The sequence below is a fragment of the Herbaspirillum frisingense GSF30 genome (assembly GCF_000300975.2).
Taxonomy (GTDB): Bacteria; Pseudomonadota; Gammaproteobacteria; order Burkholderiales; family Burkholderiaceae_D; genus Herbaspirillum; species Herbaspirillum frisingense.
Genome location: NZ_AEEC02000004.1, coordinates 82,771 through 96,891, shown reverse-complemented (window position 1 = coordinate 96,891; position 14,121 = coordinate 82,771). Strand labels below are relative to the sequence as shown.

At 62.3% G+C, this 14,121-nt stretch carries 18 protein-coding genes; 5 read left to right on the top strand and 13 right to left on the bottom strand.

Annotation, left to right across the window (positions count from 1 at the left end):
• Positions 1–79: 79 nt before the first annotated feature.
• The gene (locus HFRIS_RS04345; protein WP_006462026.1) at positions 80–1,024 is read left to right on the top strand and encodes a LysR substrate-binding domain-containing protein; all 945 of its coding nucleotides are present in this window, start codon (positions 80–82) and stop codon (positions 1,022–1,024) included.
• On the opposite strand, the gene HFRIS_RS04340 is transcribed toward HFRIS_RS04345, so the two are convergent.
• The 6 genes from HFRIS_RS04340 to ugpB form a co-directional block, all read right to left on the bottom strand.
• The gene (locus HFRIS_RS04340) at positions 1,021–1,380 is read right to left on the bottom strand and encodes a HepT-like ribonuclease domain-containing protein (protein ID WP_006462025.1); all 360 of its coding nucleotides are present in this window, start codon (positions 1,378–1,380) and stop codon (positions 1,021–1,023) included. The genes HFRIS_RS04345 and HFRIS_RS04340 overlap by 4 nt on opposite strands.
• Entirely contained in the window at positions 1,377–1,667 is a 291-nt protein-coding gene (locus tag HFRIS_RS04335; RefSeq protein ID WP_006462024.1) for a nucleotidyltransferase family protein, read from the bottom strand. Before HFRIS_RS04335 ends, HFRIS_RS04340 begins: the two co-directional genes overlap by 4 nt.
• A gap of 86 nt (positions 1,668–1,753) precedes the next feature.
• Positions 1,754–2,848 (bottom strand): sn-glycerol-3-phosphate import ATP-binding protein UgpC, encoded by a 1,095-nt coding sequence (locus HFRIS_RS04330; RefSeq protein ID WP_006462023.1) that lies wholly within the window; start codon positions 2,846–2,848, stop codon positions 1,754–1,756.
• Between the two features lie 40 nt (positions 2,849–2,888).
• Positions 2,889–3,740 carry a sn-glycerol-3-phosphate ABC transporter permease UgpE gene (gene ugpE / locus HFRIS_RS04325; RefSeq protein ID WP_006462022.1) on the bottom strand — a complete coding sequence of 284 codons (852 nt, stop codon included), beginning with the start codon at positions 3,738–3,740 and terminating at the stop codon, positions 2,889–2,891.
• 52 nt (positions 3,741–3,792) lie between these two features.
• Positions 3,793–4,677, bottom strand: a complete 885-nt coding sequence (gene ugpA / locus HFRIS_RS04320) for a sn-glycerol-3-phosphate ABC transporter permease UgpA (protein ID WP_006462021.1) — start codon at positions 4,675–4,677, stop codon at positions 3,793–3,795.
• A gap of 142 nt (positions 4,678–4,819) precedes the next feature.
• Positions 4,820–6,133: a sn-glycerol-3-phosphate ABC transporter substrate-binding protein UgpB gene (gene ugpB / locus HFRIS_RS04315; RefSeq protein WP_006462020.1), complete on the bottom strand. Its 1,314-nt coding sequence runs from the start codon at positions 6,131–6,133 to the stop codon at positions 4,820–4,822.
• A gap of 253 nt (positions 6,134–6,386) precedes the next feature.
• Here ugpB and ubiA point away from each other — a divergent pair, with 253 nt between their 5' ends.
• The gene (gene ubiA / locus HFRIS_RS04310) at positions 6,387–7,241 is read left to right on the top strand and encodes a 4-hydroxybenzoate octaprenyltransferase (protein ID WP_006462019.1); all 855 of its coding nucleotides are present in this window, start codon (positions 6,387–6,389) and stop codon (positions 7,239–7,241) included.
• 37 nt (positions 7,242–7,278) lie between these two features.
• Positions 7,279–7,938: a thiopurine S-methyltransferase gene (locus tag HFRIS_RS04305; RefSeq protein WP_006462018.1), complete on the top strand. Its 660-nt coding sequence runs from the start codon at positions 7,279–7,281 to the stop codon at positions 7,936–7,938.
• A 39-nt stretch (positions 7,939–7,977) separates the two neighbouring features.
• Here the strand turns inward: HFRIS_RS04305 and HFRIS_RS04300 are convergent, their stop codons facing one another.
• The 6 genes from HFRIS_RS04300 to HFRIS_RS04275 form a co-directional block, all read right to left on the bottom strand.
• Entirely contained in the window at positions 7,978–8,340 is a 363-nt protein-coding gene (locus HFRIS_RS04300; protein ID WP_006462016.1) for a BrnA antitoxin family protein, read from the bottom strand.
• 39 nt (positions 8,341–8,379) lie between these two features.
• The gene (locus HFRIS_RS04295) at positions 8,380–8,670 is read right to left on the bottom strand and encodes a BrnT family toxin (protein ID WP_039874347.1); all 291 of its coding nucleotides are present in this window, start codon (positions 8,668–8,670) and stop codon (positions 8,380–8,382) included.
• Between the two features lie 292 nt (positions 8,671–8,962).
• On the bottom strand, positions 8,963–9,190 hold the full coding sequence (locus tag HFRIS_RS04290; RefSeq protein WP_006462013.1) for a hypothetical protein: 228 nt from the start codon (positions 9,188–9,190) through the stop codon (positions 8,963–8,965).
• Positions 9,191–9,243: 53 nt separating this feature from the next.
• Positions 9,244–9,981, bottom strand: coding sequence for a peptidoglycan DD-metalloendopeptidase family protein (locus HFRIS_RS04285; protein WP_039874346.1), 738 nt, complete (start codon positions 9,979–9,981; stop codon positions 9,244–9,246).
• Positions 9,981–10,793, bottom strand: coding sequence for a pyrroline-5-carboxylate reductase (proC, locus tag HFRIS_RS04280; RefSeq protein WP_006462011.1), 813 nt, complete (start codon positions 10,791–10,793; stop codon positions 9,981–9,983). Before proC ends, HFRIS_RS04285 begins: the two co-directional genes overlap by 1 nt.
• Positions 10,794–10,866: 73 nt before the next feature.
• On the bottom strand, positions 10,867–11,568 hold the full coding sequence (locus HFRIS_RS04275; protein ID WP_006462010.1) for a YggS family pyridoxal phosphate-dependent enzyme: 702 nt from the start codon (positions 11,566–11,568) through the stop codon (positions 10,867–10,869).
• A 73-nt stretch (positions 11,569–11,641) separates the two neighbouring features.
• Between HFRIS_RS04275 and HFRIS_RS04270 the strand changes: the two genes are divergently transcribed.
• Both HFRIS_RS04270 and HFRIS_RS04265 read left to right on the top strand, forming a co-directional pair.
• On the top strand, positions 11,642–12,664 hold the full coding sequence (locus HFRIS_RS04270; protein ID WP_006462009.1) for a type IV pilus twitching motility protein PilT: 1,023 nt from the start codon (positions 11,642–11,644) through the stop codon (positions 12,662–12,664).
• A gap of 72 nt (positions 12,665–12,736) precedes the next feature.
• Positions 12,737–13,222 (top strand): glutathione peroxidase, encoded by a 486-nt coding sequence (locus tag HFRIS_RS04265; protein WP_006462008.1) that lies wholly within the window; start codon positions 12,737–12,739, stop codon positions 13,220–13,222.
• A gap of 7 nt (positions 13,223–13,229) precedes the next feature.
• Here HFRIS_RS04265 and HFRIS_RS04260 read toward each other — a convergent pair whose 3' ends face one another.
• A complete protein-coding gene (locus HFRIS_RS04260) occupies positions 13,230–14,111 on the bottom strand; it encodes a phosphate/phosphite/phosphonate ABC transporter substrate-binding protein (protein WP_006462007.1) in 882 nt (293 codons plus the stop codon).
• Between the last annotated feature and the right edge of the window lie 10 nt (positions 14,112–14,121).

Sequence of the window (14,121 nt, the reverse complement as noted above, 5' to 3'; positions counted from 1 at the left end):
AGGACGGCCCGCCTTGCGCCGGCGCAGGTGGCCCATGCGAAAATACGCTATAGTCCCCAAAACGATTCGGCATAACAGCATGACACTTACAGAACTCAAATACATCGTGGCCGTCGCGCGCGAAAAGCATTTCGGCCATGCAGCAGAAGCTTGTTTCGTCGCCCAGCCCACGCTGTCGGTGGCCATCAAGAAGCTGGAAGACGAACTTGGGGTCGTGATCTTCGAGCGCGGCGGGACCGAGGTCTCGGTCACGCCGCTGGGAGCGCAGATCGTGGCGCAGGCCGAACGCGTACTGGAGCAGACGGCGGCCATCAAGGAGATCGCCAACCAGAACAAGGACCCGCTGTCGGGGCCGCTGCGCCTGGGCATCATCTATACCATCGGCCCCTACCTGCTGCCCTCGCTGGTCAAGACCATGATCGAGCGCGTGCCGCAGATGCCGCTGATCCTGCAGGAGAATTTCACCACCCGCCTGATCGAACTGCTGCGCCAGGGCGAGCTCGATGCGGCCATCATGGCCCTGCCCTTCCCCGAGCACGGCCTGAACGTGCTGCCGCTGTACGACGAGGAATTCATGGTCGCCCTGCCGCGTCAGCACAAGTGGGCCGAACGCAAGGAAATCGACGCCCGCGAACTCAAGACAGAAACCATGCTGCTACTGGGCAATGGCCACTGCTTCCGCGACCAGGTGCTGGAAGTCTGTCCCGAGATGTCGCGCTTCTCCACCAATGGCGACGGCATCGCCCGCACCTTCGAGGGCTCGTCGCTGGAGACGATCCGCCACATGGTGTCGTCCGGCATCGGCGTGACCGTATTGCCGCGCGCCTCCATCCCCGATGCCAACACCCGCGACGGCATGGTGCGCTACGTCCCCTTCGTGGCGCCGGCTCCCTCGCGCCGCGTGGTGATCGCCTGGCGCAAGAGTTTCACCCGGCAGGCCGCCATTGATGCCGTGCATCAGGCGGTGCTGGCGTGCAATCTCAATGGGGTGCAGATGCTGACGGAAGAAACGACGATCAGCTAAGGGCCAACGTCTGCGACCAGCGGTGCAATCTGCGTGTGGAGTAACGGCAGATCACGTTGCACCGTCTTCCAGACGACTTCCACGTCCACCTTGTCGTAGCCGTGCGAGACACGATTTCGCATCGTGTACATGACCAGCCAGGGGATGTGGTCATGTCGTGCGGCGAATTCGGGATCAACCCGCAGAATGTTGTTGGCAGCCTCGCCGATGATTTCGATATTGCGGATGACGGCGTCCTGCACCAGTTCGTTGGCGAGGAACACCAGTTCATCCATTTCTGCCGTGTAGCGGTCGATCCGCTCGATGGCATGCAGGATATGGCCGAGATAGCTGGCCACCCGCCCGGCCTTGTTCATACCGGAATTGCCTCGGAAAGTATCTGCCTGCGCATTTCCTCGGGCAAGGCCCTGGGGGTCAGCACATCCACTGACACCCCCAGCAGATGCTGCAATTCCACCTGAATGGCAGCCACGTCCATGAGCGAAGTTTCCGGCGTGGGATCGATCAGGATGTCGAGATCGCTGCCCTCGGTATCCTGGCCGTGCGCAACGGAGCCGAACACCCTAGCATTGAGGGCATGATGAGACTCGACCACATGGCGAATCGCGGCACGGTGGCTGGCCAGGGCTTCAGAAGGCTTCATATCAGGCTTTCCCGGAATCAGGTCCGGGCCATGATAGGGCAAGCCTGCCCATCAGGCAATAACGCACCTCGGCCAGCATGGGCAAGTCAGCCGATGCGACGCGTACTCTGCACCTCAAACCAATGCACGTCCGTCGCGCCGAAAGACGCACCGATATGCTGACCGGTACTGACCGGCACATTCGCAGGACAGCGCAGCACCAGTGCCTGGCCGCCGCAGCGCGCATGCACCAGCAGCTCGGCACCCAGCGCTTCCACCAGTTCCACTTCCAGCGAAAGCTGCGCGGCCGAGCCGTCGAGGATGGGCAGCAGGTGCTCCGGACGTACGCCGAGGATGCGTTCCTGGCCCGCGGCAGCGCTTGCCGGCTGCGGCAGGCGAATGGTATCGGCCTCATCACCCTTGCTGACCTCGAAGCCGGTGCCATCCGCGCTGACCCTGCCCTGCAGCAGGTTCATCGGCGGCGAACCGATGAAGCTGGCCACGAAAGTGGTGGCCGGGCGCGCATACACCTCGGCCGGCGTGCCGATCTGCTCGGCCACACCACGGTTCATGACGATCATGCGCTGGCCCAGGGTCATCGCCTCGACCTGGTCGTGGGTGACATAGAGGCTGGTGGTGCGCAGGCTGGCGTGCAGCTTCTGGATTTCCAGGCGCATCTGCACGCGCAGCTTGGCATCCAGGTTGGAGAGCGGCTCGTCGAAGAGAAACACTGCAGGTTTCCTCACGATGGCGCGGCCCATCGCCACGCGCTGGCGCTGGCCGCCGGAGAGCTGGCGCGGCGTGCGCTCCAGCAACGCGCCCAGTTCCAGGATGGCGGCAGCACGCTGCACGCGCTCGTCGATCTCGCTCTTGGACAGGCCCTGGATTTTCAGGCCGTAAGCCATGTTCTGGTACACCGTCATGTGCGGATAGAGCGCATAGTTCTGGAACACCATGGCGATGTCGCGCTCCTTGGGTTCCAGGTCATTGACCACGCGCTCGCCGATGACGATCTGGCCGCTGCTGATGTCTTCCAGGCCCGCGACCATGCGCAGCAGCGTCGACTTGCCGCAGCCGGACGGGCCGACCATGACGATGAATTCGCCGTCGGCGATCTCGGCATCGATGCCATGGATCACGTCGACCGCCTTGGGGCCATTGCCGTAGGTCTTGCGGACTTGCTTGAGGTGGATTGCTGCCATGATGGTAAGCGCCGTCAATGGGCGTCGTAAATGATATGAATTATTTCTCGGAATCAACCAGGCCCTTGACGAACCATTTCTGCATCACGACCACCACCAGGCCGGGCGGCAGCATGGCCAGGATCATGGTGGCCATCACGAGGTTCCATTCCACGGCCGAATCGCCGCCGGAAATCAGGGTCTTGATGCCGATGCCGATCGGATACATGCCGGGATCGGTGGCGATGATCAACGGCCACAGGTACTGGTTCCAGCCATAGATGAACATGATCACGAAGAGCGCGATCACGTTGGTGCGCGACAGGGGCCACAGCACGTCCTTGAGGAAACGCAAGGGGCCGGCGCCATCGATGCGCGCCGCCTCGGCCAGTTCGTCCGGCACCGTCAGGAAGAACTGGCGGAACAGGAAGGTCGCCGTGGCCGACGCAATGAGCGGTACGCTCAGGCCGGCATAGCTGTTGAGCATGCCCAGATCGGATACCACCTGGTAGGTCGGCGTGATGCGCACCTCTACCGGCAACATCAGGGTGACGAAGATCATCCAGAAGAACAGGCCTCGACCGGGGAAGCGGAAGTACACGATGGCAAAGGCCGACAGCATGGAAATGGAAATCTTGCCGATGGCGATGATGAGCGCAGTGGCCAGGCTCACCCACAGCATGTGCAGGACCGGCGGCGCCGTGACCTGCCCGGATGCGCCCTTGAACAGCACGGCGCTGTAGTTGTTGACCAGCTCCCCGCCCGGCACCAGCGACAGCGGCGACAGGGCCGATTGCTCGGCGGTCTGGGTACTGGCCACGAAGGCCACGTAGAGCGGGAAGAATACGATCAGCACCCCCAGCACCAGTACCACATGGCTGAGGAAATCGAGGATGGGGCGACGTTCGATCATGCGGCCACCTCCTGGTGGACAATCTTCATGGTGTTCATGGTGGTGACGGTGTTCATGCGTATTGGACCTTCTTTTCGACGTACTTGAACTGCACCACCGTCAGCAGGATCACCAGCGCCATCAGCACCACCGACTGTGCGGCCGAACTGCCGAGGTCGCCGCCCTTGAAGCCATCGGAAAACACCTTGTAGACCAGGATCTCGGTGTCCTTGCCGGGGCCGCCGTGGGTGGTGGCATCGACGATGACGAAGGTATCGAAGAAGGCATAGACCACGTTGACCACGAACAGGAAGAAGGTGGTCGGCGAGATCAGCGGGAAGACGATGGTGAAGAAACGCTTGACCGGACCGGCGCCATCGATGGCGGCCGCTTCGATGAGCGACTTCGGAATCGACTGCAGGCCAGCCAGGAAGAACAGGAAGTTGTAGCTGATCTGCTTCCAGATGGCGGCGATCACGATCAGGATCATCGCGTGCGTGCCGTTGATCATGTAGTCCCAGGGCAGGCCCAGCCAGCTCAGTACGTGCGAGAGGATGCCCAGCGAGGGACTGAGCAGGAACATCCACAGCACGCCCACCACGACCGGTGAGACCGCATAGGGCCAGATCAGGAAGGTCTTGTAGATCGAGGCGCCGCGCCGGACACGGTCGGCGAAGACTGCCAGCAGCAGCGACACCGCCAGGCCGAAGAAAGCCACCAGCGCCGAGAAGACCGCCGTGGTCCGGAACGATTCGAGGTAGGTCGGATCGCCGAAGAGGGTCTTGAAGTTGTCGAGCCAGACGAACTCGGAATAGCCGCCGAAGGCATCCTGCAACAGCATGGACTGGTACAGCGCCTGCGCGGCGGGCCAGAAAAAGAACAGCAAGGTGATCACGATCTGCGGCGCCACCAGCAGATAGGGCAACCACTTAGAGGTGAATCGCGCGCGTTTTTCCACGATCGTTCCTGCCGGGTTCCCCGGCGTCAAAGAAGTTTGAATGGCTGGAAATGGAAACCGGCGATGGGCCCCGTTGCCGGAGCGCCATCGCCGCTTCCGGCCCCTTCATGCCGGTAGGCATGCAGGGGCGGGACTGACGGAATTACTGGTTACCCTTGTTGGCCTTTTCGAAGCGGACCAACAGTTCGTCACCACGCTTGACGGCCGAATCCAGGGCTTCCTTGGGGCTCTTCTTGCCGGTCCAGACGTTTTCCAGTTCCTCATCGAACACGGTACGGACCTGGGCGTAGTTGCCCAGGCGCAGACCGCGCGACTTGTCGGTGGTCTTGACGATCATCTGCTTGACGGCCACGTCGGTACCCGGATTGCGCTCATAGAAGCCGGACTTCTTGGTCAGCTCGTAGGCGGCCTTGGTTACCGGCAGGTAGCCGGTATCCTGGTGCCACTTGGCGGCCACTTCCGGCTTGGAGAGGTAGCTGAAGAACTTGGCCACGCCCTTGTACTCGTCGCCCTTCTTGCCGTTCATCACCCACAGCGAAGCACCACCGATGACGGTGTTCTGGGGTGCGCCCTGCACATCGTTGTAGTACGGCAGGGTGGCCACGCCGAACTTGAACTTGGCGTTCTTGCGGATATCGGCGTAGGCCGAGGAGGAGCCGGTGATGATGGCGCATTCGCCCGCGTTGAACTTGGCATTGGCCTCGTCCTTGCGGCCGGCGTAGGTGAAGTAACCCTGCTTGGCCCAGTTCGACAGGTTCTCGATATGGCGCACGTGCAGCGGGCTATTCATCTTCAGGCGTGCATCCAGACCGCCGAAGCCGTTGTTCTTGGACGCCAGCTCGACGTTATGCCAGGTTGAAAACGATTCCAAATGCACCCAGGATTGCCAGGTCGTGGTGTAGGCACAGGAGGCGCCGCTGGCCTTGATCTTGGCGGCCATGCCAACGAATTCCTGCCAGGTCACGGGCGGCTTTTCGGGATCCAGGCCAGCCTTGGCGAACATGTCCTTGTTGTAGAACATGATGGTGGTGGAGCTGTTGAAGGGGAAGGACATCATGCCCTTGGGGGTCGAGTAGTAACCCGCCACGGCCGGCACGTAGTCGTTCTGATCGAACTTCTCGCCGGCCTGGTGCATCACCTCGTACACCGGCTTGACCGCACCCTTGGCGTAGATCATGGTGGCGGTGCCCACTTCGAACACCTGCAGGATGTCCGGTGCATTGCCGGCACGGTAGGCGGCGATCGCAGCCGACATCGATTCGTCGTAGGTCCCCTTGTAGACGGGCACGACCTTGTAATCGCTCTGGCTCTTGTTGAAGTCGTCGGCCAGGGCATTGACACGCTCGCCCAGGGCGCCGGTCATGGAATGCCACCAGCTGATCTCGGTGGCAGCGAAGGCGGAGGAAGTGATCGTCGCCAGGACACCGGTCGCGATCAGTGTTTTCATCATGTTCATCAGAGGGGACCTCTCAAAAAAGGGGTTTTGATGCTAACAACGCTCCATGACAGCGGCGTTACATTAGCGGCCCTTGCCGGCCACTGCAAAGGAAAAATCTGCGGCTATGCAGCACAAAACCTGGAAATGTCTCAAAACGGATAGGCTGTTTTTATAAAATTTATGTTTAATGCAGCTCACCACCAAAAAAGCACGACAGTGCGCAAACAGCGAGGCGAATTATAATGCGGACTTTCGTTTTTGCGGACATCGAATGGACAGGTTAAGGCTATATGCGCTGCTGGTACGCGCCCACAAACCCATCGGCATCCTGCTCTTGCTGTGGCCCACGCTGATCGCCCTGTGGCTGGCGGCAGGCGGCCCGCCGGACTGGCGCATCCTGCTGATCTACGTACTGGGCACCGCGTTGATGCGTTCGGCCGGCTGCGCCATCAATGACTACGCCGACCGCGACTTCGACCGCCACGTCAAGCGCACCGAGCAGCGGCCGTTGACGTCCGGCAAGATCAAGTCCTGGGAAGCCCTGATGGTGGCAGGTGTGCTGGCGCTGCTGTCCTTCCTGCTGATCCTGCCGCTCAACACACTGACCCTGCAACTGTCGGTGGCGGCGGTGATCATTGCGGCCACCTATCCCTACTTCAAGCGTTTCTTCGCCATTCCCCAGGCCTACCTGGGCATTGCCTTCGGCTTCGGCATCCCGATGGGGTTCGCCACGGTCACCGGCACGGTGCCGCTGGCAGCCTGGGTGCTGCTGGTGGCCAACATCTTCTGGGCCGTGGCCTATGACACCGAATATGCGATGGTGGACCGCGACGACGACCTGAAGATCGGCATCAAGACCTCCGCCATCACCTTCGGCCGCCACGATGTGCTGGCCGTGATGCTGTGCTACGCCGTGGCGCTGGCGCTGGTGTGGGTGGTCGGCCTGCAATACGGATTGGGCCTGTGGTTCTCGGCCGGCATGCTGGTGGCCTGCGGCTTCGCGCTGTATCACTACACCCTGATCCGCGAACGTGACCGCATGCGCTGCTTCGCGGCCTTCAACAACAACAACTGGCTGGGCGCGGCGATCTTCGCCGGCGTCGCGCTGGATTACCTGATGCGCTGAAGCGGCATCGGGCGCCGATACGAAAACAGGAGACGACATGGAAGCGCAATTCTGGCTGGAACGCTGGCGCGAAGGCCGCACGCATTTTCATCAGGAGCGCGTGACGCCCCTGCTGCAGAAATACTGGCCGCAACTGGCCTTGCCGGCCGGGAGTACGGTGTTGGTGCCACTGTGCGGCAAGTCACTGGACATGCTGTGGCTGGCCCAGCAGGGGCACCGGGTGCTGGGCGTGGAACTGTCGGAACTGGCCATCACCCAGTTCTTCAGCGAGAACCAGCTGACACCGGCGATCCATGAAAGCGCCCAGGGCCGGCACTACGTGGCCGGCAACATCGAGCTGGTGTGTGGCGATATCTTCCTGCTGGAAGACGCCACCCTGGCGGCCTGTGCCGGCGCCTACGACCGTGCCGCCCTGATCGCGCTGCCGCCACAGATGCGGGCGCGTTATGTCGCCGAGATCTATGGCCGCCTGCCGGCCCAGGCCCGCAGCCTGCTGATCACGCTGGAATACGACCAGCAGAAGATGGATGGCCCGCCCTTCTCGGTGGCGGAAGAAGAAGTACAACGGCTCTACACGCCGCACAGCGAAGCCGTAGCGATCGACCGCCGGGATATCCTGGAGAAGGAACCGAAGTTCCTGGAGCGCGGATTGACGGCGCTGGATACGGTGGTCTATCGCTTGCAGCGCGAGGGCTGACGCCAGCCGGCTACACTGGCCGGACCGCTTCGGCAGCGTTCACGCAATGTGGCGCTGCAGACTGTCCAACTCGACTTCCACCGTGTGCTTGGCACCATGCCGGGCGTCCTTTTCGCGGGCATTTGCCACCGCAGCGAGAATGGTCTTGATTTCCGCATCGGCGAAGCGCCGCAGTGCCTCGCGCATCAAGGGCTGGTAACCGATGTCATGGATACGGGCGATCTGCTTGAAAGTCTCGATCAGCTCCCGATCCAGCCGGATGGAAATGGCCTGCATGCCTTGAGCCTCATCGATCTGGCGCTCGAGTTCGGGGGGTGCCCTCTTTGCGTGGCGAGCATCCTGACCGAGGGAGCCCCCCTCCCAGTTCTCGATGCTTCCCTTGATCTTTTTCGATGCGTTCATTCGCTTCTCCCTTTTCCGCAGTACCTCGATGGCCCTGCGTCATTTGCCGAATTTTTCATAGATGGCGATTTCCTGCTGGTTGGGATCGTAGGCGGTCTTGAGATGACAGATGCCGTTCCTGAACACATAGACGATCTTGAGCAGGCGGCCTCGGTCCGTTTCCGCGATGAACCAGAGGGTGGGCGGATCGGTCTGGTTGTCTTCGCGGTCATCGATCAGATTGACCCCGCACTTGTTGGCGAAACATTGCGCAATCTCGTCTTCATCGACGGGGGGCACTTTCCTGCCCAACTTGGCGCGTATCCCGGACGATACTGACAGGGCTTCCATCGGCACCTCACATGTATATACACAATTAAGGGAGGGATTTCAAGCAATCGGCCCCACCACTGCGCTCATTAACCCAATGAATCAGCGCAATCCGCAGGGCACTTGAACGCCCCGAATCTTATTTGTATATACATTAAAATCGGAAAAATTCGCGCAAATCAGTTTCATGTTTCGTACGATGACGAGCCATGACGGTTCAGCAAGACTGAGCGAGAGGAGACGAGAAAGAATGGCCCCAGGCCGACCATTGAGGGAATGCTCGGGAGAGCACCGCCGGAGGAAAGAAAAAGACCTACACCTCAGCAGTGGTTCGCACCACCGTCACCCGGCTGATGAGGAATTCGCCATCCACCACCACACGGAACGGCACGCCGGTCACGTTGAAGCCGGGGCCACCGTCATCGTCCCAGGCCTGGGCGATGGCATCGAACTCGCTTGGACTCATGTGCAGCATCTGGGCGCTGATGACGAAGGTCGCACCGGTCTTCTGTTTTCTGACGATGTCTTCGAGCTTGGCCATGGGGGTTCCTGATTTTTCCTGAATCTGATCTTTAGTGAGGTGCAGCGCGCCAGTCAGCGTGCCGGCAGCAAGGCCATCACGTTGACCGGCTTGCCGTTGCGGCGGATTTCGAAATACAGCTTCACCTTGTTGGTATCGCTGTTGCCCATGGTAGCGATCTGCTGGCCGCGCGTGACCATCTGGCCTTCCTTGACGGTGATGCTCTTGTTATGGGCATACACCGACAGCAGTTGCGGCGTGTGCTTGATGATCACCATGTTGCCATAGCCACGGATGCCATGACCGGCATAGGTGACCTTGCCTGCGGCCGCAGCCACCACTGATTGTCCGTCGCTGCCGGCGATGTCGATGCCCTTTTTGTAGCTGTCCGCGCTGGGGGCAGATTTTCCCTGGGTGGGCCACATCCAGTCCAGCTTGGCGTCGGCCGGGGCCGGGGCATCGTCGTCGTCCTTGGTCGCGGGCTTGGTGGCCGGTCGGGCCGCCGGCTTGCGGGTCGGGCTTGAGGACGCCGCAGGACGGCTGCTCTGACCGGCGCCGGTGCGCGCCACCACGCCGGCAGGTGGGCGCACCAGGATGCGCTGCCCGACCTCAAGGTCATCCGGATTACGCAACTTGTTCCAGGCGCGCAGGTTGCCCGGGTTCTGGTCGAAGTCGCGGCCGATGCTGTAGAGGGTATCGCCGCGCTTGACGGTGTAATAGCCATCGCTGTCGGCCGTGGATGCGCAACCGCCCAGCAGCAAGACTCCCGCCAGCAGGGCAGGCAGGGCTCCAGAAGAAACCGCCCGTCTCATCAGGCCTTTCCGAATTCGTCGCCCAGCTCCTTGCTGCGCGTGGCCGCCGCCTGCAGGGCCTGGACGATGGCGCCCTTCACGCCGGATTGCTCCAGGCTGGTCAGCGCCGCATAGGTGGTGCCGCCCTTGGAGGTCACGCGCTCGCGCAGGGTCGCCACCGATTCATCGGAACGACGCGCCAGTTCGGTGGCGCCGGCAAAAGTCGCCTTGGCCAGTTGCAGACCATCTTCACGCGACAGGCCCAATTGGGCTGCGGCCTGCTCCATCGCTTCAAGGAAGTAGAACACATAGGCGGGGCCGCTGCCCGACACGGCGGTGACGGCATCGAGCTGCTCTTCACTGCCCAGCCACAAGGTCTCTCCCACCGCCTTGAGGATGGAATCGGCCTGTGCGCGCTGCAGCGTGGAAACCTGCGCATGCGGCACCACACCGGAGATGCCCTGGCCGATCAGCGCCGGGGTATTGGGCATGGCGCGCACGATGGCCTGATGACCATCCAGCCAGCGCTCCATGTCGACAATGCGGATGCCGGCGGCAATCGAGACAATCAGTTGCGCACCGATGAAGGGCTTGAGTGTGGCGACCACCTCACGCATCTGCTGCGGCTTGACTGCCAGCACCACCACGTCCACGCCGGTGATGGCGCCATCGATGGCCTGCGCGGTGGAGACGCCGAACTTGTCCGCCAGCGACTTGAGCGCATCGGCATTGAGGTCGACCACGTGGATGTCTTCTGCCGCCGCGACCTTGCCGACCAGTCCGCCGATCAAGGCCGCTGCCATATTGCCGCCGCCGATAAACGCTATCTTCACTTCCGCTCCTTGTGTCTCGTAGATGGTGTATCCGGTGTATCGCCGGAATGGATATTGTGCTGGTCCGGCCCGCTCATGCGTAATGCCGGGCCCCGAAAATGGCGCTGCCGATGCGCACGATGCTGGCCCCTTCGGCCACGGCAGCGTCGAGATCGGCCGACATGCCCATGGACAGCGTGTCCAGCGCCAGACCGTCGGCGCGCAACTGCTCGAACAGCCGGCGCACGGCGGCGAAGGCAGCCCGCTGCGCGGATTCGTCCTCGCTCGGTGCCGGGATCGCCATCAGGCCGCGCAGGCGCAAGCCGGGCAAGCGCGCCACCTCCACCGCGACTGCGGGCAGCTCCTGCGGCGTCAGGCCACTCTTGCTTTCTTCACCGCTGATATTGACCTGCAGACAGATGTCCAGCGGCGGCAGTTCCGCAGGCCGCTGTTCGGACAGGCGCTGGGCGATCTTCAGGCGGTCCACCGAATGCACCCAGTCGAAGTGCTCGGCGATGGGCCGCGTCTTGTTGCTCTGGATAGGGCCGATGAAGTGCCACTCCAGCACCACACCGGGCGCCAGGGCCGGCATGGCGGCCATCTTGTCCAGCGCTTCCTGCAAATAGTTTTCGCCGAAGGCCCGTTGCCCGGCCTGCACCGCTTCCAGCACGGCCTCCGGGCCGAAGGTCTTGGAGACGGCCAGCAATCGTACCGATGCCGGGTCACGTCCCGCTTTTTCGACGGCGCGGGCGATCTGTTGTTGCACCTGTTGCAAGTGTTGAGCGATTGACGACATAATCCGGGGCCGGAAGGGGCGAGCCTGCGGGGAAATAAACAGATTGATAGTGTGATCCTTGCCGGAATTATAAATGGACATTGCCACCCTACTGGCATTTGCCGTCAGAAATCAGGCCTCTGACCTGCATCTTTGCGCAGGCCTGCCCCCAGCGCTGCGGGTCCATGGCGCCATCCGTCGCATCAACCTCCAGCCCATCGATACTGCCCGGCTGCGGCAGTTGCTGCTGGAGTGGATGCCGCCGCCCTGCCAGCAGCGCTATACCGATGGCGGCGAATGCGACTTTGCCCTCGATCTGCCGACATTGGGACGTTTCCGCGTCCACGCCTTCCACCAGCAACGCGGCCCGGCCGCTGCCATCCGCCATCTCGGGCGCGAGCCCCCTGCCCTGGCTTCCCTGGCCGCGCCCCCGCTGTGCGCCGAACTGGCGCTGCGTCCACATGGCCTGGTGCTGGTGACGGGCGCCACCGGGGCCGGCAAGAGCACGACGCTGGCCGCCATGCTCCGTCACATCAACGAAGAGCGCGCGGTCCACATCCTGACCATCGAGGACCCCATCGAATTCGTGCATGAACCACGCCGCGCACTGATCAGCCAGCGCGAAATCGGCACCCATACCGCTGATGTCGCGCAGGCACTGCGTGCCGCCCTGCGCGAAGACCCGGACGTGCTGCTGGTTGGCGAACTGCGTGATGCCGACACCATCCGCCTGGCCCTGTGTGCCGCCGAGACTGGTCATCTGGTGCTGGGGACGCTGCACACCGCCTCGGCGGCGCGGACCATGGATCGCATGATCGATGCCTTCCCGGCCGTCGAACAGGAAGCCGTCCGCGGCATGCTGGCAGAATCGCTGCAGGGCGTGATCGCGCAGACCCTGCTCCCCACCACCGACGGCAATGGCCGGGTAGCGGCCCACGAACTGCTGGTGGCGATCCCGGCCGTGCGCAACCTGATCCGCGAGGGACGCAGCGCGCAACTGCTCTCGGCAATGCAGTCCGGCGCGGCGCACGGGATGCAGACGCTGCAGGCCAGCCTGGCCCAGCTGCTCCAGCAGGGCCGTATCAGCGAGCGCACGGCGCGGGAGCATATGCCATAGGCCCATGCAGCCAGCGACCCGGCGGTTTAGAATGGCGGCGACAAAATCACGGGAAATCCAAAGGACCAGCACATGACCACTCTCTACGATTTCCAGCCCCGGCTGGCAGACCAGACCACCTTCCCGCTGGAGCAACTGCGCGGCAAGGTGCTGCTCATCGTCAATACCGCCAGCAAATGCGGTTTCACACCGCAATACAACGGTCTGGAAGCGATCCACCGCCAGTTCCATGCGCGTGGTCTGGAAGTGATGGCCTTCCCCTGCAACCAGTTCGGCGCCCAGGAGCCAGGCAATGCAGATGAAATCGGCGCCTTCTGCGAAAAGAACTACGGCGTCAGCTTCCCGTTGTTCGCCAAGATCGATGTCAATGGCGAGCAAGCCGATCCTCTGTTCCAGTATCTCAAGAAGGAAGCACCCGGTCTCCTGGGTAGCAAGGCCATCAAGTGGAATTTCACCAAGTTCCTGGTGCGCCGCGACGGCAGCGTCTTCAAGCGCTATGCACCACAAACGCGTCCGGAGGAAATCGTCTCCGATATCGAAGCGCTCCTGGCCGAGTAAGTCGTCCTCACGGCAATTCGCGGATGATGTGGTAGTCGGCGTCGTGCACGGGCACGAAATGGGTAGCCCGCAAGCTATCCAGCGTGAGCTTGACCCGTAGCGAGTTCTTGTCCAGGAATACCGCGCGAATCTTGTTGCGGATGTCGGCGCACAGCTGCCCACGATAGACGAATGGGTCGAAGGGAATCGGGGCCGAGCGCCATAACACGCGCAGGTCACTCTTCCTGAGCTTGCCGTCGCTGATCATCCGGGAGAGATTGGTGCTGGCCACGAAAGCCGCATCGGCATGGTGGTTCAGTACCGCCATCACCGATTGCTCATGATTTCCCGCATAACCAACGCGGGAAAAATACCTGTCCAGCTGCAGCTTGTACTGACGCGCAAAAAGGTGACGCGGAACCAGCGCGCCCGAGGTGCTGTCGGGATCGGCCAGCGCCAGCACCTTCCCGGCCAACGAGGCCACGCTGTCATACGGCCCCTGCGAGCGCGTCACCAGCAACGAGTAATACACCGACGACACACCGCGCTGCACGGCGAAATTGGGTTCCATCTGTTCCATCGACGCAAATGGCGTGATCTGCGGGTCCCCCTTGTGGGCGGTCACGTACGAGGCCGGCCCCAGCCGCGCCACATCGACCGCGCCTGCGATCAGACCTTCGATCACGCCACCGTAGGAAGTGGGGATCACCACATCGACCGGCATCTTCAACTGCTCCCGCAATTCATCGATCAGAGGATTGAGCGCAGTCTGCTGCTCGCTGTCCCGCCCCTGCGGCACGAAGGAAAAACGCAAGCGCTGCGGCCGCTCGCAAGCACCCTTGGCCACGACCAGCGCAGGCGTCGCGGCGAGCGTAAAAAGTAGCGTCAGCGTGGCGCCCACGATGCGCATCGGCCGAGCT

Coding starts and splice junctions, on each gene's coding strand:
- HFRIS_RS04265 (WP_006462008.1), top strand. CDS start 12,737: ATGACCACTCTCTACGATTTCCAGCCCCGGCTGGCAGACCAGACCACC.
- HFRIS_RS04330 (WP_006462023.1), bottom strand. CDS start 2,848: ATGGCAGCAATCCACCTCAAGCAAGTCCGCAAGACCTACGGCAATGGC.
- HFRIS_RS04345 (WP_006462026.1), top strand. CDS start 80: ATGACACTTACAGAACTCAAATACATCGTGGCCGTCGCGCGCGAAAAG.
- HFRIS_RS04285 (WP_039874346.1), bottom strand. CDS start 9,981: ATGAGACGGGCGGTTTCTTCTGGAGCCCTGCCTGCCCTGCTGGCGGGA.
- HFRIS_RS04340 (WP_006462025.1), bottom strand. CDS start 1,380: ATGAACAAGGCCGGGCGGGTGGCCAGCTATCTCGGCCATATCCTGCAT.
- ugpE (WP_006462022.1), bottom strand. CDS start 3,740: ATGATCGAACGTCGCCCCATCCTCGATTTCCTCAGCCATGTGGTACTG.
- ubiA (WP_006462019.1), top strand. CDS start 6,387: ATGGACAGGTTAAGGCTATATGCGCTGCTGGTACGCGCCCACAAACCC.
- HFRIS_RS04300 (WP_006462016.1), bottom strand. CDS start 8,340: ATGAACGCATCGAAAAAGATCAAGGGAAGCATCGAGAACTGGGAGGGG.
- HFRIS_RS04275 (WP_006462010.1), bottom strand. CDS start 11,568: ATGTCGTCAATCGCTCAACACTTGCAACAGGTGCAACAACAGATCGCC.
- HFRIS_RS04295 (WP_039874347.1), bottom strand. CDS start 8,670: ATGGAAGCCCTGTCAGTATCGTCCGGGATACGCGCCAAGTTGGGCAGG.
- HFRIS_RS04290 (WP_006462013.1), bottom strand. CDS start 9,190: ATGGCCAAGCTCGAAGACATCGTCAGAAAACAGAAGACCGGTGCGACC.
- HFRIS_RS04260 (WP_006462007.1), bottom strand. CDS start 14,111: ATGCGCATCGTGGGCGCCACGCTGACGCTACTTTTTACGCTCGCCGCG.
- HFRIS_RS04335 (WP_006462024.1), bottom strand. CDS start 1,667: ATGAAGCCTTCTGAAGCCCTGGCCAGCCACCGTGCCGCGATTCGCCAT.
- HFRIS_RS04305 (WP_006462018.1), top strand. CDS start 7,279: ATGGAAGCGCAATTCTGGCTGGAACGCTGGCGCGAAGGCCGCACGCAT.
- ugpB (WP_006462020.1), bottom strand. CDS start 6,133: ATGAACATGATGAAAACACTGATCGCGACCGGTGTCCTGGCGACGATC.
- HFRIS_RS04270 (WP_006462009.1), top strand. CDS start 11,642: ATGGACATTGCCACCCTACTGGCATTTGCCGTCAGAAATCAGGCCTCT.